Origin of the sequence: Youngiibacter fragilis 232.1, assembly GCF_000495435.3 — a bacterium.
Taxonomy (GTDB): domain Bacteria; phylum Bacillota; class Clostridia; order Clostridiales; family Clostridiaceae; genus Youngiibacter; species Youngiibacter fragilis.
Window position 1 is genome coordinate 18051 of the sequence record NZ_AXUN02000169.1, and the last position, 21799, is coordinate 39849.

General features: G+C 48.2%; 22 protein-coding genes and 1 pseudogene. 22 read left to right on the forward strand and 1 reads right to left on the reverse strand.

The window, feature by feature from the left end:
- Positions 1 to 4: 4 nt before the first annotated feature.
- From T472_RS08605 to T472_RS08680, 16 genes are all read left to right on the forward strand, one after another.
- Entirely contained in the window at positions 5 to 1012 is a 1008-nt protein-coding gene (locus T472_RS08605) for a rod shape-determining protein (RefSeq protein ID WP_023388646.1), read from the forward strand.
- Positions 1009 to 1866 carry a rod shape-determining protein MreC gene (gene mreC, locus T472_RS08610; protein ID WP_023388647.1) on the forward strand — a complete coding sequence of 286 codons (858 nt, stop codon included), beginning with the start codon at positions 1009 to 1011 and terminating at the stop codon, positions 1864 to 1866. Before T472_RS08605 ends, mreC begins: the two co-directional genes overlap by 4 nt.
- Entirely contained in the window at positions 1867 to 2355 is a 489-nt protein-coding gene (locus tag T472_RS08615; RefSeq protein WP_023388648.1) for a hypothetical protein, read from the forward strand. It begins immediately after the preceding gene.
- 118 nt (positions 2356 to 2473) lie between these two features.
- The gene (locus T472_RS08620; RefSeq protein WP_023388649.1) at positions 2474 to 3112 is read left to right on the forward strand and encodes a septum site-determining protein MinC; all 639 of its coding nucleotides are present in this window, start codon (positions 2474 to 2476) and stop codon (positions 3110 to 3112) included.
- A gap of 22 nt (positions 3113 to 3134) precedes the next feature.
- Complete coding sequence (minD, locus tag T472_RS08625) at positions 3135 to 3932, forward strand: septum site-determining protein MinD (protein WP_023388650.1); 798 nt, start codon at positions 3135 to 3137, stop codon at positions 3930 to 3932.
- A gap of 12 nt (positions 3933 to 3944) precedes the next feature.
- Entirely contained in the window at positions 3945 to 4208 is a 264-nt protein-coding gene (gene minE, locus T472_RS08630; RefSeq protein WP_023388651.1) for a cell division topological specificity factor MinE, read from the forward strand.
- Positions 4209 to 4311: 103 nt separating this feature from the next.
- Positions 4312 to 5418 carry an FtsW/RodA/SpoVE family cell cycle protein gene (locus T472_RS08635; protein WP_023388652.1) on the forward strand — a complete coding sequence of 369 codons (1107 nt, stop codon included), beginning with the start codon at positions 4312 to 4314 and terminating at the stop codon, positions 5416 to 5418.
- A gap of 18 nt (positions 5419 to 5436) precedes the next feature.
- Entirely contained in the window at positions 5437 to 6846 is a 1410-nt protein-coding gene (locus T472_RS08640; protein ID WP_023388653.1) for a ribonuclease E/G, read from the forward strand.
- Positions 6847 to 6965: 119 nt separating this feature from the next.
- Positions 6966 to 7280, forward strand: a complete 315-nt coding sequence (gene rplU, locus T472_RS08645; protein ID WP_023388654.1) for a 50S ribosomal protein L21 — start codon at positions 6966 to 6968, stop codon at positions 7278 to 7280.
- A gap of 1 nt (position 7281) precedes the next feature.
- On the forward strand, positions 7282 to 7614 hold the full coding sequence (locus T472_RS08650; protein ID WP_023388655.1) for a ribosomal-processing cysteine protease Prp: 333 nt from the start codon (positions 7282 to 7284) through the stop codon (positions 7612 to 7614).
- 2 nt (positions 7615 to 7616) lie between these two features.
- Positions 7617 to 7916: a 50S ribosomal protein L27 gene (rpmA, locus tag T472_RS08655; RefSeq protein ID WP_023388656.1), complete on the forward strand. Its 300-nt coding sequence runs from the start codon at positions 7617 to 7619 to the stop codon at positions 7914 to 7916.
- 122 nt (positions 7917 to 8038) lie between these two features.
- Positions 8039 to 9316, forward strand: a complete 1278-nt coding sequence (obgE, locus tag T472_RS08660; RefSeq protein ID WP_040907179.1) for a GTPase ObgE — start codon at positions 8039 to 8041, stop codon at positions 9314 to 9316.
- A 9-nt stretch (positions 9317 to 9325) separates the two neighbouring features.
- Positions 9326 to 9619, forward strand: coding sequence for a ribosome assembly RNA-binding protein YhbY (gene yhbY / locus T472_RS08665; RefSeq protein WP_023388658.1), 294 nt, complete (start codon positions 9326 to 9328; stop codon positions 9617 to 9619).
- The gene (gene nadD / locus T472_RS08670; protein ID WP_023388659.1) at positions 9619 to 10233 is read left to right on the forward strand and encodes a nicotinate (nicotinamide) nucleotide adenylyltransferase; all 615 of its coding nucleotides are present in this window, start codon (positions 9619 to 9621) and stop codon (positions 10231 to 10233) included. The genes yhbY and nadD overlap by 1 nt, the downstream gene beginning before the upstream one ends.
- Positions 10217 to 10798, forward strand: coding sequence for a bis(5'-nucleosyl)-tetraphosphatase (symmetrical) YqeK (yqeK, locus tag T472_RS08675; protein ID WP_023388660.1), 582 nt, complete (start codon positions 10217 to 10219; stop codon positions 10796 to 10798). Before nadD ends, yqeK begins: the two co-directional genes overlap by 17 nt.
- A gap of 37 nt (positions 10799 to 10835) precedes the next feature.
- Positions 10836 to 11738, forward strand: coding sequence for an RluA family pseudouridine synthase (locus T472_RS08680; protein ID WP_023388661.1), 903 nt, complete (start codon positions 10836 to 10838; stop codon positions 11736 to 11738).
- A 160-nt stretch (positions 11739 to 11898) separates the two neighbouring features.
- Here T472_RS08680 and tnpB read toward each other — a convergent pair.
- Positions 11899 to 13254 (reverse strand): annotated as a pseudogene (gene tnpB / locus T472_RS08685) (IS200/IS605 family element RNA-guided endonuclease TnpB).
- A 421-nt stretch (positions 13255 to 13675) separates the two neighbouring features.
- On the opposite strand from tnpB, the gene glgB reads away from it, so the two are divergent.
- From glgB to T472_RS08715, 6 genes are all read left to right on the forward strand, one after another.
- Positions 13676 to 15592 carry a 1,4-alpha-glucan branching protein GlgB gene (gene glgB, locus T472_RS08690; protein ID WP_023385541.1) on the forward strand — a complete coding sequence of 639 codons (1917 nt, stop codon included), beginning with the start codon at positions 13676 to 13678 and terminating at the stop codon, positions 15590 to 15592.
- Entirely contained in the window at positions 15592 to 16725 is a 1134-nt protein-coding gene (locus T472_RS08695; RefSeq protein WP_023385538.1) for a glucose-1-phosphate adenylyltransferase, read from the forward strand. Before glgB ends, T472_RS08695 begins: the two co-directional genes overlap by 1 nt.
- Positions 16725 to 17030 (forward strand): sugar phosphate nucleotidyltransferase, encoded by a 306-nt coding sequence (locus tag T472_RS08700; RefSeq protein WP_052011787.1) that lies wholly within the window; start codon positions 16725 to 16727, stop codon positions 17028 to 17030. Before T472_RS08695 ends, T472_RS08700 begins: the two co-directional genes overlap by 1 nt.
- A gap of 3 nt (positions 17031 to 17033) precedes the next feature.
- The gene (gene glgD, locus T472_RS08705; RefSeq protein WP_082447626.1) at positions 17034 to 17864 is read left to right on the forward strand and encodes a glucose-1-phosphate adenylyltransferase subunit GlgD; all 831 of its coding nucleotides are present in this window, start codon (positions 17034 to 17036) and stop codon (positions 17862 to 17864) included.
- Positions 17865 to 17928: 64 nt separating this feature from the next.
- Positions 17929 to 19359, forward strand: coding sequence for a glycogen synthase GlgA (gene glgA / locus T472_RS08710; protein WP_023385536.1), 1431 nt, complete (start codon positions 17929 to 17931; stop codon positions 19357 to 19359).
- 11 nt (positions 19360 to 19370) lie between these two features.
- A complete protein-coding gene (locus T472_RS08715; RefSeq protein ID WP_023385533.1) occupies positions 19371 to 21797 on the forward strand; it encodes a glycogen/starch/alpha-glucan phosphorylase in 2427 nt (808 codons plus the stop codon).
- Positions 21798 to 21799 lie beyond the last annotated feature (2 nt).

Sequence of the window (21799 nt, forward strand, 5' to 3'; positions counted from 1 at the left end):
ATCAATGCGTTTATTCGGAACTAGCAGGGACATGGGCATAGACCTCGGAACAGCCAATACCCTGGTGTACATAAAAGGAAAGGGGATCGTCCTCAGGGAGCCTTCTGTAGTGGCGTTCAACACACAGACCAACAAGCCGCTCGCGGTAGGTGAGGAAGCCAAGAGGATGATAGGAAGGACTCCGGGAAACATCGTTGCGGTAAGACCGCTCAAGGATGGAGTAATCGCAGACTTCGACATTACACAGACAATGCTGAGGCAGTTCATCGAGAAGACCGCGTCCAAGAGCGCCTTTACAGCGCCAAGGATAATCGTATGCTTCCCTTCAGGTGTCACTGAGGTTGAAAGAAGGGCTATCCTTGAGGCAACAAAGCAGGCAGGAGCCAGGGAAGTTGTCCTCATGGAGGAACCGATGGCTGCGGCAATAGGTGCCGGACTTCCTGTAGACGAGCCTACCGGTTCGATGATAGTGGATATCGGCGGAGGAACTACTGAAGTTGCTGTCGTATCACTCGGGGGCATAGTCGTTGCGAAGTCACTCAGGATAGCAGGTGATGAGCTTGACCAGTCAATAGTCGCCTATATCAAGAGGGAATACAACCTTATGATAGGTGAGAGGACATCCGAGAACATCAAGATGACCATCGGTTCCGCATTCAAGGTTGAAGGAACCGAAGAGGGTGTAATGGATGTAAAGGGAAGGGACCTTGTCACAGGACTTCCGAAGGTAATACAGGTTACAGAGGCTCAGATAAGGGAAGCCCTTCACGAGCCTATAAGCGATATCATAGATGCCATAAAGACAACACTTGAGAAGACCCCACCTGAGCTCGCAGCAGACATCATGGACCAGGGTATCATGCTTGCCGGAGGAGGCGCGCTTCTGAAGGGACTCGGAGAACTCATAACCCATGAGACCCACATGCCTGTAATGATTGCAGATGCACCTCTTGACTGTGTGGTCCTTGGTGCCGGCAAGGCTCTGGACAACTTCGACAAGATATCGAGATGAATCGGATAATCGCACTATTCAGGAACAGGCTGGCCTCGAGAGTTATCTCGGCGTCAGCCATCCTTTTAATACTAATGGGAACAACCGTATACAGAGACCACAAGACACTGATCGAAAGCGGGGCGGGTGCGGCACTCGGTCCTGTTCAGATGGTCATGTATTCGGCAAATAAGAGGCTTGAAACACTGATTGACTTCTTTCTCCGCTATGAGGAGATAATGGCGGAAAACGCCCAGCTTTCACAGGAAAATAACGAGCTTGCAGCAAAGCTTCGGGAATATGAGATGATGAAGTCCGAGAATGAATCGCTGAAAGCCATGTTCTCCTTCAAGGACAGAAGGTCTGAGTATGATTATCTGGGTGTGAACATAATCAATGTCACCGGAAGCGGAATCATAACTGCCTATACGATTGACAGAGGTTCAGGCGACGGAATAAGGAAGGGCATGGCTGTGATGTCTCCAGATGGAATCGTTGGTCAGGTCACGGAGGTGTCGGGCACATTCTCTATAATTGAGACAATATCCAGCGAGAACATCTCGATACACGTGAAGGTGGTGGAGACAAGCGAAAATTCCGGTATCCTCCAGGGTCAGCGAGGAGCCGGAAACGAGCAGCTGGCAAAGGTCACATATCTTCCTGCGGATTCTCTGGTTAAGGCCGGCGACAGCATAGTCACCAGCGGACTCGGCGGATTCTATCCTCCCGACATATATGTGGGTGAGGTTGTTTCCGTTGCGGAGGACAAGGGAAAGCTCATGATGACTGCTGTTGTGAAGCCTTCCGTGGATTTTAGCCGCGCTGAAAGGCTCTATGTGGTGGTACCGAAGACATCAGGGGAGGTGGAATACTAGTTGAGGCTGGCAATACTCTCCCTGATCTCCCTCCTGTTGTCAATGCTCGACATGACCCTGGTTCCTTTTTTCAGTTCCTGGGGAGCATATGGAAGCCTTCTGTTTACCTTCGGCGCAATTTTCTCAGTCCAGGGAGACTATGATGATGCTTTTCTGATGGCTATCCTTACAGGATTCCTTCAGGACATCTTCTTCCCGTATGCATTCGGAATGAACATGCTGCTCAACCTGTTCTTATTCCTTGGATTGTCGAAGATAGGCACAACCTTGAAGGAAGGAAGGCATGCAGCTGAAGTCTTGTTCTCGACAGGCGGCGCACTTCTCAAGAGTCTGGTGATGTTTTCACTCCTCACCTTATTCGGCTTCGGGGCAAATTCCTACAGCATCCCGGTAACGGGTATACATACGCTCATTTTCGCGCTTTTAATGCATGGGAGCATCGTTTCCCTGAGGCGTGTGCCATATATGAAAAAAGAGTGGAAATTCTAAAAAATCCTTGGGCACAAGGATTTTTACTTTTATATGCCGTCTTTCGCTATAGCATTATTCCTCCGATTCTTATAGAATAAGAGTTGAGCGTTAAATCGCAGCATTAACGGAGGTTGAAATGGGGATCGACAGACTTCAGATAAAGGGAAACAGGAAGGGACTGAACCTTCTTATCAATCTAATGGAATTCAGCTCCATGGAGGAGCTTGCTGACGCAATAAGACAGAAGATGGAGCCGCTCCGGAAATTCTATGACGGAAATGCCATGTTCATCACGACATATCCGATCAGACTCAAGGAGCAGGAGATGGACTATCTCAGGCAGTCCCTCATGGGGGAGCTCAATATCCCAAGCATTCAGTTTGAAGAATCAAACAGACGCGAGGAGCTTCCAAAGGTATTCAAAGGCATTAGTGAAGGTCCGACCAAGTTCATCACGAAGAGCCTCAGGGGAGGAGCCCTCGTGGATTACCCCGGAAATGTGGTGGTGGTTGGAGATGTCCACATAGGTGCGGAGATACATGCCGAAGGGAACATAATCATCATGGGACAGCTAAAGGGCAGGGTGTTCGCAGGTTCATCGGGAAACGAGGATGCGATAATAGCAGCAATTGGAATGACACCTGCGCTTCTTTCGATAGCGGGCATTTTCGCAAGGCCGCCCGAATCGAACAAGACCAGCTATCCTGAGGTTGCGAAGCTTAAGGACGGGGCCATATATGTAGAACCATACAATCCGGGAAAATTCATCATCTAAGTTCAAAGGAGAGAATGAAAACATGGCAGAATCAATTGTAATAACCTCAGGAAAGGGCGGGGTCGGAAAAACCACGACAACAGCCAACATTGGAACAGCCCTTGCACAGATGGGAAAGAAAGTAGTCGTGATTGACGGAGACACCGGACTTAGGAACCTTGACGTCCTGATGGGTCTTGAGAACAGGATAGTCTATACGATGATCGATTATTTCGACGGAAGGTGCAAGCTTAAGCAGGCCCTCATAAAGGACAAGAGGCTTCCAAACCTTTGCCTTCTTCCAACAGCGCAGACAAAGGACAAGAATGATATATCAACCGAGCAGATGGTAAGCCTTATAAGTGACCTGAGGGAAGAGTTCGACTATATACTTATCGACTGCCCAGCTGGCATAGAGCAGGGATTCGAGAACTCGATAGCTGCAGCAGACAGTGCAATAATCGTGGTGAATCCTGAGGTCACATCAGTCAGGGATGCGGACAGGGTAATCGGAAAGCTGGATGCCAAGGGCATTGAGAACCACAGGGTCATAATAAACAGGCTCAACTATGAGATGACCGAGAACGGTGACATGCTTAACATTGACGACATACTGGAGATTCTTTCAGTGAAGCTGCTGGGAGTGGTTCCTGATGACAGGAGCATAACGGTATCCACCAACAAGGGTGAACCAATAGTGCTCGAGGAAGGTACCAAGGCAGGAGCCGCTTTCCTCAACATTGCTAAGAGGATCTCCGGGGAAGATGTTCCCCTGCTTGATCTGAAGCCCGAGGAGGAAGGTTTCCTCGTAAGGCTGTCGAAGCTTTTCAAAAAGAGATAGGGAGGCTGGAGAATGGATATTTTTAGTTTCTTCAAGAAAAAGTCAGGTTCAAAGGAAGTTGCAAAGGACAGGCTTAAGCTTATACTGATGCATGACAGGGGAGACGTATCTCCTGAGCTTCTTGAGAACATCAAGAACGAGATCATGGATGTGCTCAGGAAGTATGTGGAGATAGATGCCGACATGGAGCTCCAGATGACAACAACCGAGACTGAGTATGGCTCAGTTCCTGCACTTGTGGCTAACATTCCGATCAAGAAGATGAGGCAGGGCTAACCATTCTTAATATTAAGTTAAGGGTCCTTTAATTGCGAAAAGATGCTGTATGGTTTAGAATTATGCTATTGACCTGCAGCATCTTATTTTTTTGGAGAATAGTATGAATTTTTTGAGATCCTTCATGATAGACAAAAAGCAGCTGCGTGAGATAGACTTCGGGATACTTGTTCCTGCGGTCCTCATACTCATGTTCGGCGCATACAACATATACAGGGCTACCTATGAGTCTTCCGGCATATACTATGCACGGCTGCAGCTGACATGGCTGCTTGTTTCACTCTTTGTCGTCTACATAATCCTACTGCTTGATTACAGGATGATATACAAGGTGGTTGAGGTCCTCTACTGGATCACAGTCGTGATGCTCCTGGTGGTGCTAGCGACCTCGAAGGTGAAAGGTGCCGCCGGGTGGTTCTCGATCGGTCAGAGAGGGCTGCAGCCAGCAGAATTTGCAAAGCTCACTACAATGATGATGCTCGGGAAAAGACTCCAGAAGACCGATGGGGATGTCAATACCGTAGGGGGCTTTGTAACAACAGCCATCTATGCCCTCATACCCATGGTCCTGATGATGCTCCAGCCTGACATGGGGCTTACCATGGTAACCTTCTTCATAACCCTTGGAATATTCTTTTCCGTTGGGCTGTCCATGAAGGTAATAGGAAGCGGATTCGGTTTTATCGCAGCTTCCGTAATGTTCGTCCTGAATACTGATTTCCTGCCGAGCCACTGGAAGGCAAGGCTTGCTTCATTCCTATACCAGGAGGGTTCGGACCTCGGGATAAACTATCAGCTTTCGCAGAGTATAATCGCAATAGGCTCAGGCAAGCTGACAGGTTCAGAGACTGCAGGCTTCTACAGGCGAGTCCCTGAAAACCATACTGACTTCATATTCTCAGTGATATCAGAAAACTTCGGATTTGCAGGCGGACTCTTTCTGCTTGCGCTGTATGGCTTCATGATGTACAGGATGATAAGGATAGCAAAGACAACCGAGGACATGTTCGGCAGGTGTATCGCTGTCGGTGTCTTCTCGATTTTCCTTTTCTCCATACTTCAGAACATCGGAATGACCATGGGACTCATGCCTATATCGGGCATAACGCTGCCCCTTGTATCATATGGCGGAAGCTCGGTCCTCACCACCTTCATTGCGCTTGGAATGGTGCTGAATGTTGGGATGAAGAGAAAGACAACCTTATTCTAGGACTTTTGGAGGTTTGATTTGAAGGAGATATTCATAGAGGACAGCTGGACAAGAAGGATAGCTGTCAAGGAGGATGGCATCCTCACGGAATGCCATTTTGAGGAGAAGGACAAGGGAATACTTCCCGGTAACCTCATACTGGGTGTCGTAAAGAATACTGTAGTATCACTGAGCTCTGTCTTCATAGACATAGGTGATGTGAAGAACGGATACATGTTCGTCCAGGACAAGGCAAGACTGAAGGACTTCAGGGATGGTCAGGGTATACTTGTCGAGGTCCTGAAGGAAAAATCAGGAGGCAAAGGGGCAAAGGTCACCGACAAGGTATCCATCGCCGGAAAGTATATAGTCCTTTCCATTGGAAAGGGTATAGCATATTCCCAGAAGATTGATCCGGAGACATTGCTTCAAAGGCACGGGAACCTTAAGACGGTTGATGGTTACAGGGTGCTGTACAGGGAAGCTTCCCTTGATGCATCAACGGAGGATATCCTTGAAGAAATAGAGGAGCTGAAATCCGCCTTCGATGATGCGCTCAGGAAGGCAGAGAACGGAATAGGGCCAAGGAAGATCTACGGTGATGAATCAGTGCTTGGAAGAGTCATAAGGGACAACTTCTCTGACCTGAACCTCATATATGTTGACTCTTTGGAAACCCAGGACCGCCTGAAGCGAGAATTCTCTCTGCCGTCCCTCCTTCACAGGGATCCGCAGGGTCTATTCGACTTCTACGGTATTGAGAAAGAGATATTAAAGCTGCTGAACCCAAGGGTATCAATGGCTGGCGGCGGTAACCTCGTCATAGAAAGCACCGAGGCAATGCATGTCATCGATGTCAACAGCGCAAAGAAGCAAGGGAAGGGAAGCCGTGAGGACTCCTCACTGGAGCTGAACCTTGCTGCCGCTGAGGAAGCAATCAGGCAGATACGCCTTAGAAACCTCTATGGCATAATCGCAGTGGACTTCGTAGACATGAAGGAAGATGAAAGCAGGAAGGAGCTTCTTGACAAGGTCATGCTTGAACTCAAGAAGGACCACAGCAAGGCGACAGCATACCCTCTGACTGAACTTGGGATAATGCAGATAGCAAGAAGGGGAAGGGGACTGCCTGTAAAGAGCCATATAAGCGAAAAATGCCCCTGCTGCGGGAGGGACCAGCTTCTTTCACTGGACTACACGCTCTGGCTCATCAGGAACGAGCTTAAGAGGGAGCTGAAATCCGCTGATGTGAGAGATTTCCATATAGGACTCAACGAAAGGTTCCGGACCAGGATCGAAAGTGACATCAAGGGCTTCATAGGGAGCATCGATTCAGGCGACAGGAGGATCTATCTTACCTTCTCAGGAACTCATGAGCATTTTATCCTGGAACCCCTCATATTTGGAACCCAGATAAGGGATAAGGAGAAATACCTGATAAATCCGTAATTTTTACTTTACATATATCATTGACTGATGGTACAATACCTTGTAGGCCGCACAGAAGAGGTTTTAAAAAGAATGCTTACCTCGATGGCGAGTACTGGTATGAGGAGGTGGAAAGTTTTATGTTCGCAGTTTTGAAGACAGGTGGAAAGCAGTACAAAGTATCCGAAGGCGATGTAATATACGTTGAGAAGCTCGCAGCTGATGTTGATTCAACAGTTGAGCTTACTGATGTCCTTGCAGTCACAACAGCAGAAGGAGAGCTCAAGTTAGGTGCTCCGGTTGTAGACGGTGCAAAGGTTGTTGCCAAGGTAGTAGCCCAGGACAAGGCAAAGAAGGTCATTGTATTCAAATACAAGCCAAAGAAGGACTACAGGAAGAAGCAGGGTCACAGACAGCCATACACTAAGCTCCTGATCGAGAAGATCGAAGCGTAATATGCTGGAGGCTAGATTCCTGAGAAGGTCCGGAAAGCTCATATCCTTCACATTCGAAGGACATGCTGACTACGGAAGATATGGAGAAGACATAGTATGCGCTGCGGCTACAGCCCAGTGCATGATGATCTACAACGGGATCGATGAAATCCTGAAGATACCGAACAGGCTTGACATGAGACAGGATGGCGGCTATTTCTCGATGAGCATCGACAAGGCAAGTGATGCTGAGAAGGAAAAGGCCCAGGTACTTCTTGAGACTCTCAGGCTGGGTATGAAGGCAATCGAGACCCAATACAAAGATCATATCAAGATAATCGAAGAGGAGGTGTAACCATGCTTATAATGAACCTTCAGTTCTTCGCGCACAAGGTGGGCGGAGGTAGTACAAGAAACGGAAGAGACTCGCAGTCAAAGAGACTCGGCGTTAAGTCAGCCGACGGACAGTTCGTGCTTGCGGGAAACATACTGGTAAGGCAGAGAGGGACTAAGATCCATCCGGGTACCAATGTTGGAATAGGCAAAGATGATACTTTGTTCGCTAAGATCGACGGTGTCGTAAGATACGAGAGACTTGGCAAGGACAAGAAGAAAGCTAGCGTTTACCAGGTAGAGCTGGAAGCAATAGCTGAATAATCGTATTTTCAACCTGCTGAATAGGCAGGTTTTCTTTTACCCTTCGTTTGGGTATAATTGAACTGATGCAGACTCAATGGCAGAAACCCTGCCGGAAAATACAGGTGGTGAAGAAAATGAACATGTTTATAGACATAGCTGACATATACCTCAAGAGCGGCAGGGGCGGAGACGGTTCAGTCTCCTTCAGGAGAGAGAAGTACGTTCCTCTCGGGGGGCCTGACGGTGGAGACGGCGGAAAGGGCGGAGACGTCATATTCGAGGTCGATCCAGACATGACTACTCTCCTTGATTTCAAGTACAAGAGAAAGTATGTTGCCGAGGACGGAGTCAACGGCGGTGCTTCAAAGTGCTACGGAAGGGCAGGAGAGAACCTTATCATCAAGGTTCCCATGGGAACAGTCCTAAAGGACAAGGAAACCGGGAAGATAATCGCCGACCTTTCGAAAAGGGACAGCAGGATAACCGTACTCAGAGGCGGAAAAGGCGGAAAGGGAAACGCAAAGTTCGCGACCCCGACAAGGCAGGCCCCTGATTTCGCTGAGCCTGGAATGCCTGCTGAAGACAGGACTGTAACCCTTGAGCTGAAGCTTCTTGCTGATGTGGGACTCCTTGGATTCCCGAACGTCGGAAAGTCGACTCTCCTTTCAAAGGTGACAAAGGCTACTCCAAAGATAGCCAACTACCATTTCACGACCCTTACCCCAAACCTCGGCGTTGTCAGCCTTCAGGGTATCAACCCATTCGTCATTGCTGACATACCTGGACTGATCGAAGGCGCTGCCGAAGGTGTGGGACTGGGAATTTCCTTCCTCAGGCACATTGAGAGGACAAGGCTTCTCGTTCATGTCATTGACATTTCCGGGATTGAAGGCAGGGACCCGTATGAGGACTTCCTTATGATCAACGAGGAACTCAAGAAATATGATGCGCGTCTTGCTTCAAGGCCGCAGATCATTGCCATGAACAAGTCTGACCTTGTATATGATGAGAGCATCTTCGAGGATTTCACGAAAAAGGTCGCAAAGCTCGGGTACACTGACATATACAGGATTTCAGGAGCTACCGGATCAGGAGTGGATGAACTGCTGAAGGCATGTGCAAAGAAGCTGTCCGAGATACCTGTTGAGGAAACCCTCTACACGGTTGACGACTTCTTCATACCTGAAGAGAAGCACTTCACATACGAGATCAATGTGGATGAGGACGGCGTGTTCGTGGTATCCGGGACCTTCGTTGACAGGCTCCTTGATGTGGTAAACGTCGAAAATCCTGACTCCCTGAGATACTTCCACAAGGTCCTCAAGAACAAGGGGGTCCTTGACAAGCTGAAGGAAATGGGAATAGACGACGGAGACACTGTAAGGCTCAGAAATTTCGAATTCGAATTCTACGTATAGGTGGTAATCATGATAACTACTAAGCAGAGGGCATATTTAAGAAGCCTCGCAAACAAGATTGAACCGATATTCCAGCTCGGTAAGGGCGGTATTGAGGCTCCCTTCCTCAGTCAGATAGAAGCTGCACTTGAGAAAAGGGAGATAATAAAGCTCAGCGTCCTTGACAACAGCGGAATGGACCCAAGGGAAGCATCCGACATGATCTGCTCGGCACTTGGCTGTGAAGGTGTCCAGGTGATCGGCAGCAAGATCGTACTTTACAAGAAAAGCAAGAACAACCCCAAGATAGAACTCCCCCGCTGATGAAGACGGGGGTACTCGGGGGAACCTTCAACCCGGTTCATAACGGACATGTATACATGGCTGTCGAGGCCATGGAAGTACTCGGTCTCGACAGGCTCATTGTTATGCCGAACTACATACCTCCACACAAGAAGGCTGAAGAAAGGGATCCGGGTCACATCCTGGAGATGCTCCGACTGGCCTTTCTTGGCATTGAAAATATAGTTGTCTCCGATTATGAGATCCTGAAGGAGGATGTCTCCTATACTTACCTGACGATGGAGCATCTCAAGGAGGAGAATCCTCAAGACGAGCTTTTCTTCATCATAGGCGAGGATTCCTTCATAGAATTCTCAAGATGGAGGGAACCGGGGAGGATACTTGCAGCAGCGAAGCTTGCCGTATTCGAAAGAAGGTCCTACCCCCATGAGATGAGGAAGGACGCGCTTGATTTCGTCCGTTCGCTTGGTCACGAACCCGTAGTGCTCGATTCCCTGATCCTCGAGATCTCATCAAGCGATGCGAGAAGAAGGGTGTCCGAAGGAAGAAGCATCCGGTTCATGGTCCCCTCACTCGTGGAGAGGTACATTAAGGACAACGACCTTTACGGAGGCAAAAATGTGGACAGAATCTGAGATTGACGCATACATAAGGAAGCACCTCAAGGAAGGCAGGTATCTCCATACACTGAGGGTGGTAAAGGCAAGCGGTGAGCTTGCTTCACTCCATGGGCTGGACGTCAGGAAGGCCAGGCTTGCAGCATTCCTCCATGACTGCCAGAAGTTCCGCCGGGAGAGTGATCTCAGGGAGTATCTTTCGAGCCATCCCGAAGGTAGAAGGGATTCAAACCGGCCCGCAGAAGTCCTTCATGGATTTGCCGCTGCGGTCTTTTCAGAGACTGAAGCTGGCATTTCCGACCCGGAGGTCCTTGACGCCATAAGATGGCACACTACAGGAGCGGCCGGAATGTGCGACCTTGCGAAGGTCGTGTTCCTTGCGGACATGATAGAGGAGGACCGGGATTTCAAGGGTATAGAAGCCCTCAGGAAGCTTTCAGGTAAGGACCTTGATTCAGCAATGCTCTTCGGTCTCGACCTGAGCCTGTCTTACCTGATAAGGTCAGGAAAGTACATAGACCCTGATACCCTGCACGCAAGGAACCATTTCCTGGTACTTGTCAGGGACAGGATGGAGAAATGATTCAGGGTAAACATCAGATAATGGAGGGCGTTCTTGCATGGATAGGATAAAAATGACGATACCGGAGCTTCACCACGGTAAAAAGATAAGGGAATTCCTGAAGGACCAGATGAAGCTGTCCTCAAGGCTGATCAAGCGGAGTGCCATGGATGGAAGGATTCACGTAAATGGCAGCAGGGTGAGGCTTGACTACATCCTCAGGGAAGGGGATGAGATAGATGTGCTTCTTGAGGCAGATGAGGTCCAGCATATCGATCCGGAGGATATTCCAATTGAAGTCATCTTTGAGGATGCCTCGATGCTGGTCCTTAGCAAGGACCCCGGAATGGTCGTGCATCCCACGAAGAGCTACCAGTCAGGGACACTTGCCAACGCTGCGATCCACCATTTCAGGTCGAAGGGTGAGCCTACCATCGTCAGGCTTGTCTCAAGGCTAGATATGGACACTTCAGGACTCATAATCCTTGCAAAGAACCAGTTCATCCATTCCAGGATGTCTGACCTTATGCAGGAGGACAAGGTGGACAAATGGTACCTTGCCGTGGTTAAGGGAGAATTCCCGGATGATGTGGAAAGGATAGACCTTCCGATCTTCAGGGACCCTGACGGCCCCTACCAGAGAGTTATCGATGAGAGGGGACAGAGGAGCATTACCGAGGTATCGGTGCTTGAACGGGCGAATGGCTGCAGCCTTCTCCGCCTCAAGCTCCTTACGGGAAGGACTCATCAGATAAGGGTACACCTGTCGCACCTTGGTTATCCTGTCCTTGGGGATACCCTTTACGGAACCGCATCTGAACTAATCAGCAGGCAGGCGCTGCATGCCCATGAGCTGATGTTCAGCCACCCTATGACAGGAGAACGTCTTGACCTGAAGGCACCGCTGAAGCACGATATGGCAGAGCTTCTCAAAAAGCTCGGGTTCCAAACACAAGCATAGAGAATAATTTACATCGTATTTGAATCTCCCATGACTAAAGTCACGAGATTCTTGGGAACAGAGCATACTTACCGGCCTATTTCTTTGCCGACAGAGGTTTCTCTTGTCTACCAAGCTAACCCCGCAATTCCTGCGGTTCCTGTTTGCTTCTGTTTAGCTACTACCCTGGAGTCAGAGCTCTTATCCTGAGTCCTTCAGCCAGTATGTTTCTTGCTGCATTGACATCGCGGTCATGGTGGGCATGGCAAACCGGACAGGTCCACTCCCTCACATGGAGCGGCTTCTTACCATCCTTGCGGCCGCAATCTGAACATATCTGACTTGACGGAAACCATCTGCCTATCCTGATGACTTCTTTCCCATACCAGGCAACCTTGTACCTAAGTTTCGATACAAGGCTCGTCCACGATACATCAGAAATGCTTTTTGCCAGCTTGTGGTTGCGCAGCATGCCCTTCACATTAAGGTCCTCGATTCAGATGATATCGTGGTTTTTGACTATCTCTGTACTGAGTTTGTTCAGAAATTCATTTCGCTGGTTCGCAACCCTTTCATGGAGCCTGGCTACCTTACGTCTCTGCTTCTGATAGTTCCTGGCTTCAGACAGGGGAACGCCTCTTTTCTCCGCAGCAAGTGCACGCCTTGCAAGCTTTCGCTGCTCACGTCTTAACCTCTCTTCCATTTGCCTGGTGAAATGATTGTTGTCATTCCTGCTGCCGTCTGACAGGACTGCAAAGTCAGTGATTCCGAGGTCAATACCAACGGCGGAGTCAGTCTTGGGCAATTCACAGATATCCTCTTCACAAAGGATCGATACGAAGAATTTCCCGCTCGGTTTCCTTCGTACTGTGGCATTCAGTATACGGCCTTTCATCTCCCTGCTGTCTGCAAACTTTACGAGTCCGAGCTTAGGCAGCTTCAGGCAGTTCCCGGATACTGCGATATTGTTGTTGGTGAATTGTGTAGTGTAGCTTTGCTTAGGGCTCTTTTTGCTCTTGAACTTGGGATGCTCATTCTGTCCTTTGAAAAAGCGGGAGAAGGCGTCCGACAGGTTACGGAGCGAATTCTGAAGGGAGAACTTATCCACTTCACAAAGCCATACTGTTTCCGGGTCCCTCTTCATCCTGGTCAGAAGTTTGGAGCATGCGGAATAAGTCAGACCTTTGCCGGTCTCCTCATATTCCTTGTTCCAAAGTTCCAGGAAATGGTTGTATACGAACCTTGAACTGCCGATAGTCCTTACAATCAGTGTTTCCTGTATCTTATCCGGATAGATGCGGTATTCATAGGCTTTATGCTGCAGCAATGCACTCACCTCCACCACTATAAAAGCTTGAACTGTCTTATTTCTTTCCTTCCTCTGTATGTACCTGCGGATTTGTTCCTCGGTGCTTTTGATCTGCAGATGTACATAATCATTATGCGTTTCAACATCCAAAATATACAAAGCATTGTTATCAGCAATCAGATTTAACAAATCCTTCACATAACCGTGTACATAATGGATTTTAGACATAAGAATACCCCAGGTACGTATAACATTTGGAAATGCAACACTATTATTCAAGTACTTGATGATATTTATTACTTTGTATGTGTTATTCTTCAAACTATTGATTATTTCTTGACTTTGCTTGCTAACTCACGACTGAAGTCACGAGTTTGCGCAAGCTATTTCATCAAAATTGCGATATAATGGGAGTGGAATCTTTAGTCTCAACAGGCTATATCCGCTTCCTTTTTTTGGCTTCAAATGGCTGTATTATGCAAAGTGTGAGTGTAAATGACGCTTCAAATATGGTATTATGAATTCAGAAAGCGTTATCATGAGAGAAAATGTTAAAATAACCAGTTTGATAATCAAAATATCGCATTTTATGCATTAATGCAAAGCAAATGATTATCGATAAGCGCAATATGACCCACGGAGGTAGCATATGGCACCAGGTACGGACAGCATGGAAAGATCCATGAACACCGAGTTCAACCATTTTCTTTTCAATTCCGGTGAACACCTTAGAAGCTATGAGTTCATGGGGGCGCACGTCCTTTCCATCGATGGAGTGGCTGGTGTGCAGTTCACCGTATGGGCTCCCGACGCAAGGATCGTTCACCTGTCTGGTGATTTCAACAGCTGGGGTAAGACTGACCTGAAGCTTGTAGGAGCTGCCGGCATATGGTCGGTGTTCCTGCCGGGCATAACTGAGGGACCAGCTTACAAGTATATCATCGTGACACAGGATGGAAGGGAGCTTTACAAGAGCGATCCCTATGCATTCTGGTCTGAGGTCAGGCCTAAGACAGCCTCTGTCATAAAGGACATCACAGGCTTCGGGTGGACGGATAAGGACTGGTATCTGTCAAAAAGGAATAATCCTGTACACAGGTCTCCTGTGAACATCTACGAGCTCCACGCAGGCTCCTGGAAACGTCACTGGGACGGAAGATACTTCACATACCAGGAGTTAGCTTCTGACCTTGTACCCTATGTCAAAGAGATGGGGTACACACATATAGAGCTCATGCCTCTCATGGAGCATCCTCTGGATGACTCATGGGGATATCAGATCACAGGATATTTCAGTGCCACCTCGAGATATGGTGAGCCCAGGGAGCTTATGGCTTTTGTGGACAAATGCCACGAAGCGGGGATTGGTGTCATAATGGACTGGGTTCCGGCACATTTCTGCAGGGATGCCCACGGACTGTACATGTTTGACGGCACTCCTACCTATGAGTACCAGGACCCAAACAAGGCAAACAATAACAGGTGGGGAACCACCCATTTTGATTTCGGGAAATCACAGGTACAGTCGTTCCTCATATCGAACGCCATTTTCTGGCTTGAGATGTATCATATCGACGGACTGAGGGTCGACGCGGTATCAAGCATGCTTTACCTTGACTACGACGACGGACCCTGGACACCTAACATCTACGGAGGCAACACTAACCTGGAGGCAGTGGATTTCCTGAAGAAACTGAACAAAAAGGTTCTTAAGGAGTATCCTGAAGCTCTCATGATAGCTGAGGAGAGCACCGCATTCCCGAAGATCACCCATCCGGTGAAGGATGGGGGGCTGGGATTCACCTTCAAGTGGAACATGGGATGGATGAATGATACCCTGAAATACTTCAGCCTCGATCCCATGTACAGGAAGTACCACCATAACCTTATCACCTTCTCGTTCATGTATATCTTCAGCGAGAATTTCATGCTCGCACTGTCCCATGACGAGGTTGTGCATGGCAAGGGCTCTCTGCTGAACAAGATGACAGGCGACGAAAGGATGAAGTTTGCAGGGCTTCGGACCCTTATGGCATACATGATGTGCCATCCCGGCAAGAAGCTGAATTTCATGGGAAGCGAAATAGCACAGTGGCTTGAATGGAGATTCAGGGAAGGGCTGGAATGGGTAGCGCTCCAGCATGACACGCACCGAAAGCACACTGATTTCATCAAGGAACTGAACCATCTGTATCTTGAAAGGAAATGCCTTCATGAGATAGACGATTCATACGACGGCATAGACATACTTGATGCTGACGACAAGGACCACAGCCTGTTCACATTCATAAGGTACGCCAGGGACAGAAAGGATTTTCTGCTTGTTGCGTGCAACTTCACTCCCGTCCAGAGGAATGACGTGAGGATCGGAGTACCCTATGAAGGTGTGTATGCCGAGCTCCTCAATACGGAGCTTGAAAAACACGGAGGAACCTGGAAATATTCCAAGGACATATATACGACAGACAAAGTACCTCAAAACAAGAAGCAGTATTCTATCCAGGTCATACTGCCGCCATTATCCGTACTGATAATCGAACCCAAGAAGATCAAGGAGGTAATGTAATGAAAAAAGAAATGATAGCCATGATTCTGGCAGGAGGCCAGGGCACCAGGCTGGGTAAGTTCACAAAGAGCATAGCAAAGCCTGCGGTGCCATTTGGAGGCAAGTACAGGATCATTGATTTCGTACTTTCAAACTGTGCCAACTCAGGTCTGTCCACAGTCGGAGTTCTGACACAGTACCAGCCCCTCGTGCTGAATACCCATATCGGGATAGGTTCGCCATGGGACATGGACAGGAGAGACGGGGGAGTGACAATACTCCAGCCATATGCAAGCGCCACCGAGGAGAAATGGTTCAGGGGAACGGCACACGCCATTTACCAGAACATATCATACGTTGACGATTATGACCCTGATTTTGTCCTCATACTATCAGGAGACCACATATACAAGATGGACTATCAGGCAATGCTCGAATTCCACAAGGAAAAGGAAGCTGCAGTAACCATAGCTGTGCTTGAGGTTCCATGGGATGAGGCATCAAGGTTCGGAATCATGAATACGGACAGCGAGATGAAGATAGTGGAGTTCGAGGAGAAGCCGAAAAACCCCAAATCAAACCTTGCATCCATGGGAATATACATCTTCAACTGGAAGATGCTGAAGAAATACATGGTGGAAGGAATTAATTCAGGTATCGACATGGATGACTTCGGAAAGAATGTCATACCTGCATTCCTTGATAACGAGGAAAGGGTCTATGCATATCCGTTCAAAGGCTATTGGAAGGACGTAGGTACTCTCGATTCACTTTGGGAAGCAAACATGGATCTCCTTGACCAGGAATCCGAGCTTAACATAAGCGACAAGAACTGGAAGATATACTCCAAGAATCCTTCCATGCCTCCCCAGTTCCTTTCGAAGACTGCCGAAGTCAAGGATTCGATGATCGTAGAGGGATGCCTCATAAAAGGCAAGGTCAGAAGGTCCATCCTTTCACCTAAGGTAATAGTAGGGGAAGGTACCGAGATATTTGATTCTGTTATAATGGGAAATGTCAGGATAGGAAAGAACGTAATGATAAGGAAAGCCATGATCGGTGAAGGTGCAATCATACCCGACAACTCTGTGATAGATGAGAAGGGTGAGATTGCCGTAGTAGGCGAGAATGAAGTTTATGGAGGTGACGTCTAATGTACAGGAATAAATTGATAGGGCTTGTAAACCTTAGCGAAAGCGACTACTACATAAAGCAGCTTACCTACAACAGGCCGATAGCCTCCATTCCCTTCCTTGGCAGATACAGGATCATAGACTTCGCGCTCTCAAACCTCATGAACGCCGGTGTCGATACTGTGGGAATATTCCTTAACGACAAGTACAGGTCCCTGATGGACCATATCAAGAGCGGTGCTGAGTGGGACCTTGACAGGAAGAACGGCGGAATATTCTACTTCTCCCCATACAGCAACGCCGAGACGATGACCCAGCTGAGATGAGATATACACAACTACTTCTCAAACCTTGACTTCCTCACTGAAGCCCATGGAGAGTATGTCATCATAACAGGAAGCAGCATGGTCTGCAACATCGACTACCAGGATGTGCTTAAGCAGCATCTGGAGACCAAGGCTGATGTGACAATGGTATACAGGGAGGTAAGGCAGGGCGACGTGCACTTCGACAGGTGCTCGACAATGACTCTCAATGAATACGAGAATGTTGTGGCTGTAGGCAAGAACATAAGAAGAAAGGATGTCGGGGACAAGGGGAGAAAGAACATCTCCATGGAGATGTATGTCGTGAAAAAGGAGCTTCTCGTGGACATGATCACCGATGCGGTTGCAACAGGCGAGAATGTGTATCTTACTGATGTGCTTCACTACGCCTCGGCAAAGTACAAGGTCAAGGGCTACAAGTTCAAGGGGCTCGTAAGGTGCATAAATTCCACTGAAAACTACTACAGGGCAAGCATGGACATGCTCGATGAGAACAACATCGTGGACCTGTTCTTCCAGGACAGGGTCATACTTACCAAGGTCAAGGATGAAGTACCATCCTACTACCATCCGGACTCAGTGGTTGAAAATTCACTGATAGCAAACGGATGCAAGATTGAGGGAACTGTTCGGAACTCAGTGCTGTTCAGGAGAGTGAATGTCGCCAAGGGTGCAGTTGTTGAGAATTCCATAATCATGCAGAACGGCGACATCAGGGAGAATTGCAGCCTCAACTGCGTCATAACCGACAAGCAGGTCATCATTACTGAAGGTACCGAGCTCAAGGGAGACCCTAAGAATCCTGTGGTTGTTGACAAGGGAACCATACTATAGCTGTTTGAATAAATTCGATGCGGTCCGGCTACACCGGGCCGCTGATGATATGGAGGCAATTTTTATGAAGATATTGTTCGCGACATCAGAATGCTATCCATTCCTCAAGACCGGTGGTCTTGGTGATGTGGCTTATGCGCTTCCCAAGGCACTCAGCGCAATGGGGGAGGACTGCAGGGTCATAATGCCCAACTACGGCACGATCAAGAAGGAGTACAAGGACAAGATGACACACCTGTTCTCGACAACATTGAAGGTTGGCTGGAGAGAGCAATTCCTCGGGGTAGAGTACCTGAAGAAGGATGGCATAGAGTACTACTTCATAGACAACATGTACTATTTTGACAGGGAAGCGCCATACGGATACTTTGACGACGGTGAGAGATTCTCATTCTTCTCTTCTGCGATACTTGAGATCCTGACAAGGATAGACTTCGTACCTGAGATCATACATTGCAACGACTGGCATACTGCCGTTGTTCCTGTGCTCATAAGGACTAAGTACAAGTGGGAGAAGCAGTTTGCGAATGTTAAGACCATACTTACCATACACAACCTGAGGTTCCAGGGTGTATATCCGCCATCTGTGCTAAGCGACCTCCTTGGCTTGGGAACTGAGCTCCTTCAGGATTTCGGCTTCGAATACTTCGGGAACGTCAACTACATGAAGGGCGGAGTGAACTTTGCTGATATGGTAACTACGGTAAGCCCTACCTATGCGGAGGAGATCAAGACCGAATTCTTCGGTGAAGGGCTTCATGGCCTGATGCAGAAGGTCTCCTATAAGCTTGTCGGGATAATAAACGGAATAGACTACTCCATAAACGATCCGCGCAAGGACAAGGACATACCTGTAAACTACGGACTGAAGAATGTCGAGAAGAAATATGAGGTCAAGAAAGCTCTCCAGGAGGAACTTGGACTTGAAATTAGACAAGATGTACCATTAATTGGTATAATATCTAGATTGACAGACCAGAAGGGATTTGACCTGATTGCACATGCCATGGAGGAGCTGCTGAAGAATGACATTCAGCTGGTCGTGCTTGGCACTGGTGAGCGAAGATACGAAGACATGTTCAGGTATTTCAGTTTCAAGTACCCGCAGAAGGTTTCTTCCAACATAACCTTCAACGGGCCTCTGGCACAGAGGATCTATGCCGGTACCGACATGTTCCTGATGCCTTCGCTATTCGAGCCTTGCGGCCTGTCACAGATGATGGCTTTGAGATACGGGTCTGTACCCATTGTCAGGGAGACCGGTGGACTCAAGGATACAGTCGCACCATACAACAAATATACCGGAGAAGGAATAGGGTTCACCTTCACTAACTACGACAGCTATGACATGATGCAGGCGGTGCACAGGGCTCTTGAACTATACAAGGACAAGGAAGCCTGGAGAGGCATAGTACTAGCCGGCATGAGGACGGATTACAGCTGGAAGAGTTCAGCAAGAGAGTACCTGGACCTGTACAAAAGATTGTCCACATAAGGAGATATCAGATGATAATCAGCAAAGCGCAATTCAAGAAGGATTTTCAGAAAAAGATGCTCAGCCTGTATTCACAGGAGGTAGAGGATTCTTCAAATTCGGAGAAATACTTTGCCCTTGGATACCTGGTCAAGGACTACATATCTGAAAACTGGGCAAAAACAGCCAGAAAATACGAGAAATACGGGGAAAAGCAGGTATACTACTTTTCCATAGAGTTCCTTCTGGGAAGACTTCTCGGGAGCAACCTCCTGAACCTCGGGATAAGGAACACAGTAAATGATGCACTTACCGAGATGGGGATCGACCTCAATGACATAGAGAAAATAGAGGTAGACCCCGGACTTGGAAACGGAGGCCTGGGAAGGCTTGCGGCATGCTTCATGGATTCCATGGCATCAAACGGAATACCGGGGCATGGAAACGGAATAAGGTACAAATATGGCCTGTTCCAGCAGAAGATAGTAGGAGGATACCAGATTGAACTCCCTGAAAACTGGCTGAGGGACGCCAATGTATGGGAAGTAAGGAAGCCTGACCACGCAGTCAAGGTACGTTTCTACGGAGATGCCTGGATGAAACCTGAGGAGGATGGTGAGCTTACACCAATCCATACGGGTTATCAGGAGGTCCTTGCAGTTCCATATGATACCCCTCTGGTAGGTTACGAAAACAAGACCATAAACACACTGAGGCTCTGGAGCGCAGAAATAGACTCCGTAGATTCGGGGATCCCTGCAGGAGGAAGTTCCTTCAGGAACGTTCTTTCATATAAGAGGGAGATCGAAAGCATTTCGGAGGTCCTATACCCAGATGACTCAAATTACGAGGGAAGGCTTTTAAGGCTCAAGCAGGAGTATTTCTTCGTATCAGCCGGCGTCCAGACTATCCTCAAACAGTTCAAGGAGCTTGGACTGCCGCTTTCCGAATTCGGTGAGAAGGTGGCCATACATATCAACGATACGCATCCCGCGGTGGCTATCCCAGAACTCATGAGGCTCCTCATGGATGAAGAAGGACTTGAATGGGAGGAAGCCTGGAGGATAACCCAGGCAACCATGAGCTACACCAACCACACAATAATGTCAGAGGCTCTGGAGAAGTGGCCGATCGACATGATGAAGCAGCTGCTTCCGAGGATACTCCTTATCATTCAGGAGATAGACAGAAGATACAGGGAATCCTTCGTACTCAGCACTGATATCAATCCTTCTGTCATTGAGAGGACTGCGATAATTTCAGATGGCTATGTCAAGATGGCACACCTTTGCATAATCGGAAGCCACAGCATCAATGGCGTTGCAAAGCTCCATACCGAGCTTCTCAAGAAGCAGGAGCTGAAGGAGTTCTATCAGCTGTATCCATACAAGTTCAACAACAAGACAAACGGAATCACCCACAGAAGGTGGCTCATGCTTGCAAACCCTGAGCTTGCAGCTCTCCTTGACAAGACTATCGGCGACTCATGGAGAAGGAATCCTCAGGACCTGAAACTCCTAAAACGCTACAAGAGGGATGACAATGTTCAGTCAGAGATCCAGAGGATCAAGCTTGCCAACAAGACAAGGCTGGCGGAATACATAAAGGCCAAGAATGGAATTACAGTAGACCCCAACTCAATATTCGACATACAGGTTAAGAGGCTTCATGCCTACAAGAGGCAGCTGCTCAATGCGCTTCATATCCTTTACCAGTATATTGAGCTAGTGACAAACCCAGAATTCGACATGCTGCCAAGGACCTATATATTCGGTGCAAAAGCGGCTCCAGGCTATTATTATGCCAAGGAGATCATAAAGTTCATCAATGCACTTGGTGAACAGGTCAATAATGACCCAAGGGTCAAGGACAAGATAAAGGTAGTATTCCTCGAGAACTATGGTGTTACGCTTGCAGAGATGATCATCCCGGCTGCCGAGGTATCAGAACAGATAAGCACGACCACCAAAGAAGCTTCTGGAACCAGCAACATGAAATTCATGATGAATGGGGCCATAACACTGGCAACGCTCGATGGTGCCAATGTTGAGATCCTTGAGGAGGTTGGAGCACCGAACATAGTGATATTCGGAATGTCCGAACAGGAGGTACTGAACTACTACAGGAACGGAGGCTACAACTCAAGGGAGCTGTACAATTCCGACCCCAGGATCAAGGCTGTCCTTGACAGTCTGGTCAATGGCTTCATCAAGGACATAGCTACTGAAGGCAGGGACATATTCATGAGCCTCATAGACTACAATGACGAGTTCTTCGTGCTCAAGGACTTCGATTCGTACCTTGCAGCCCAGAAGAGGCTCGAGGACCTCTACAAGGACAGGTTCACCTGGAACAAGATGGCAATAGAAAACATTTCCTCGTCCGGAGTATTCTCTGCTGATGTCACAGTCAAGCAGTATGCTGCCGGTATATGGGATACGAGGATGATTGAGAGATAATT

What these genes read in the sequence shown, in the direction of transcription:
- T472_RS08605 (WP_023388646.1), top strand. Translation starts at nt 5, where the DNA reads ATGCGTTTATTCGGAACTAGCAGGGACATGGGCATAGACCTCGGAACA.
- mreC (WP_023388647.1), top strand. Translation starts at nt 1,009, where the DNA reads ATGAATCGGATAATCGCACTATTCAGGAACAGGCTGGCCTCGAGAGTT.
- T472_RS08620 (WP_023388649.1), top strand. Translation starts at nt 2,474, where the DNA reads ATGGGGATCGACAGACTTCAGATAAAGGGAAACAGGAAGGGACTGAAC.
- minD (WP_023388650.1), top strand. Translation starts at nt 3,135, where the DNA reads ATGGCAGAATCAATTGTAATAACCTCAGGAAAGGGCGGGGTCGGAAAA.
- minE (WP_023388651.1), top strand. Translation starts at nt 3,945, where the DNA reads ATGGATATTTTTAGTTTCTTCAAGAAAAAGTCAGGTTCAAAGGAAGTT.
- T472_RS08635 (WP_023388652.1), top strand. Translation starts at nt 4,312, where the DNA reads ATGAATTTTTTGAGATCCTTCATGATAGACAAAAAGCAGCTGCGTGAG.
- rplU (WP_023388654.1), top strand. Translation starts at nt 6,966, where the DNA reads ATGTTCGCAGTTTTGAAGACAGGTGGAAAGCAGTACAAAGTATCCGAA.
- T472_RS08650 (WP_023388655.1), top strand. Translation starts at nt 7,282, where the DNA reads ATGCTGGAGGCTAGATTCCTGAGAAGGTCCGGAAAGCTCATATCCTTC.
- rpmA (WP_023388656.1), top strand. Translation starts at nt 7,617, where the DNA reads ATGCTTATAATGAACCTTCAGTTCTTCGCGCACAAGGTGGGCGGAGGT.
- obgE (WP_040907179.1), top strand. Translation starts at nt 8,039, where the DNA reads ATGTTTATAGACATAGCTGACATATACCTCAAGAGCGGCAGGGGCGGA.
- yhbY (WP_023388658.1), top strand. Translation starts at nt 9,326, where the DNA reads ATGATAACTACTAAGCAGAGGGCATATTTAAGAAGCCTCGCAAACAAG.
- nadD (WP_023388659.1), top strand. Translation starts at nt 9,619, where the DNA reads ATGAAGACGGGGGTACTCGGGGGAACCTTCAACCCGGTTCATAACGGA.
- yqeK (WP_023388660.1), top strand. Translation starts at nt 10,217, where the DNA reads ATGTGGACAGAATCTGAGATTGACGCATACATAAGGAAGCACCTCAAG.
- T472_RS08680 (WP_023388661.1), top strand. Translation starts at nt 10,836, where the DNA reads ATGGATAGGATAAAAATGACGATACCGGAGCTTCACCACGGTAAAAAG.
- glgB (WP_023385541.1), top strand. Translation starts at nt 13,676, where the DNA reads ATGGCACCAGGTACGGACAGCATGGAAAGATCCATGAACACCGAGTTC.
- T472_RS08695 (WP_023385538.1), top strand. Translation starts at nt 15,592, where the DNA reads ATGAAAAAAGAAATGATAGCCATGATTCTGGCAGGAGGCCAGGGCACC.
- T472_RS08700 (WP_052011787.1), top strand. Translation starts at nt 16,725, where the DNA reads ATGTACAGGAATAAATTGATAGGGCTTGTAAACCTTAGCGAAAGCGAC.
- glgA (WP_023385536.1), top strand. Translation starts at nt 17,929, where the DNA reads ATGAAGATATTGTTCGCGACATCAGAATGCTATCCATTCCTCAAGACC.
- T472_RS08715 (WP_023385533.1), top strand. Translation starts at nt 19,371, where the DNA reads ATGATAATCAGCAAAGCGCAATTCAAGAAGGATTTTCAGAAAAAGATG.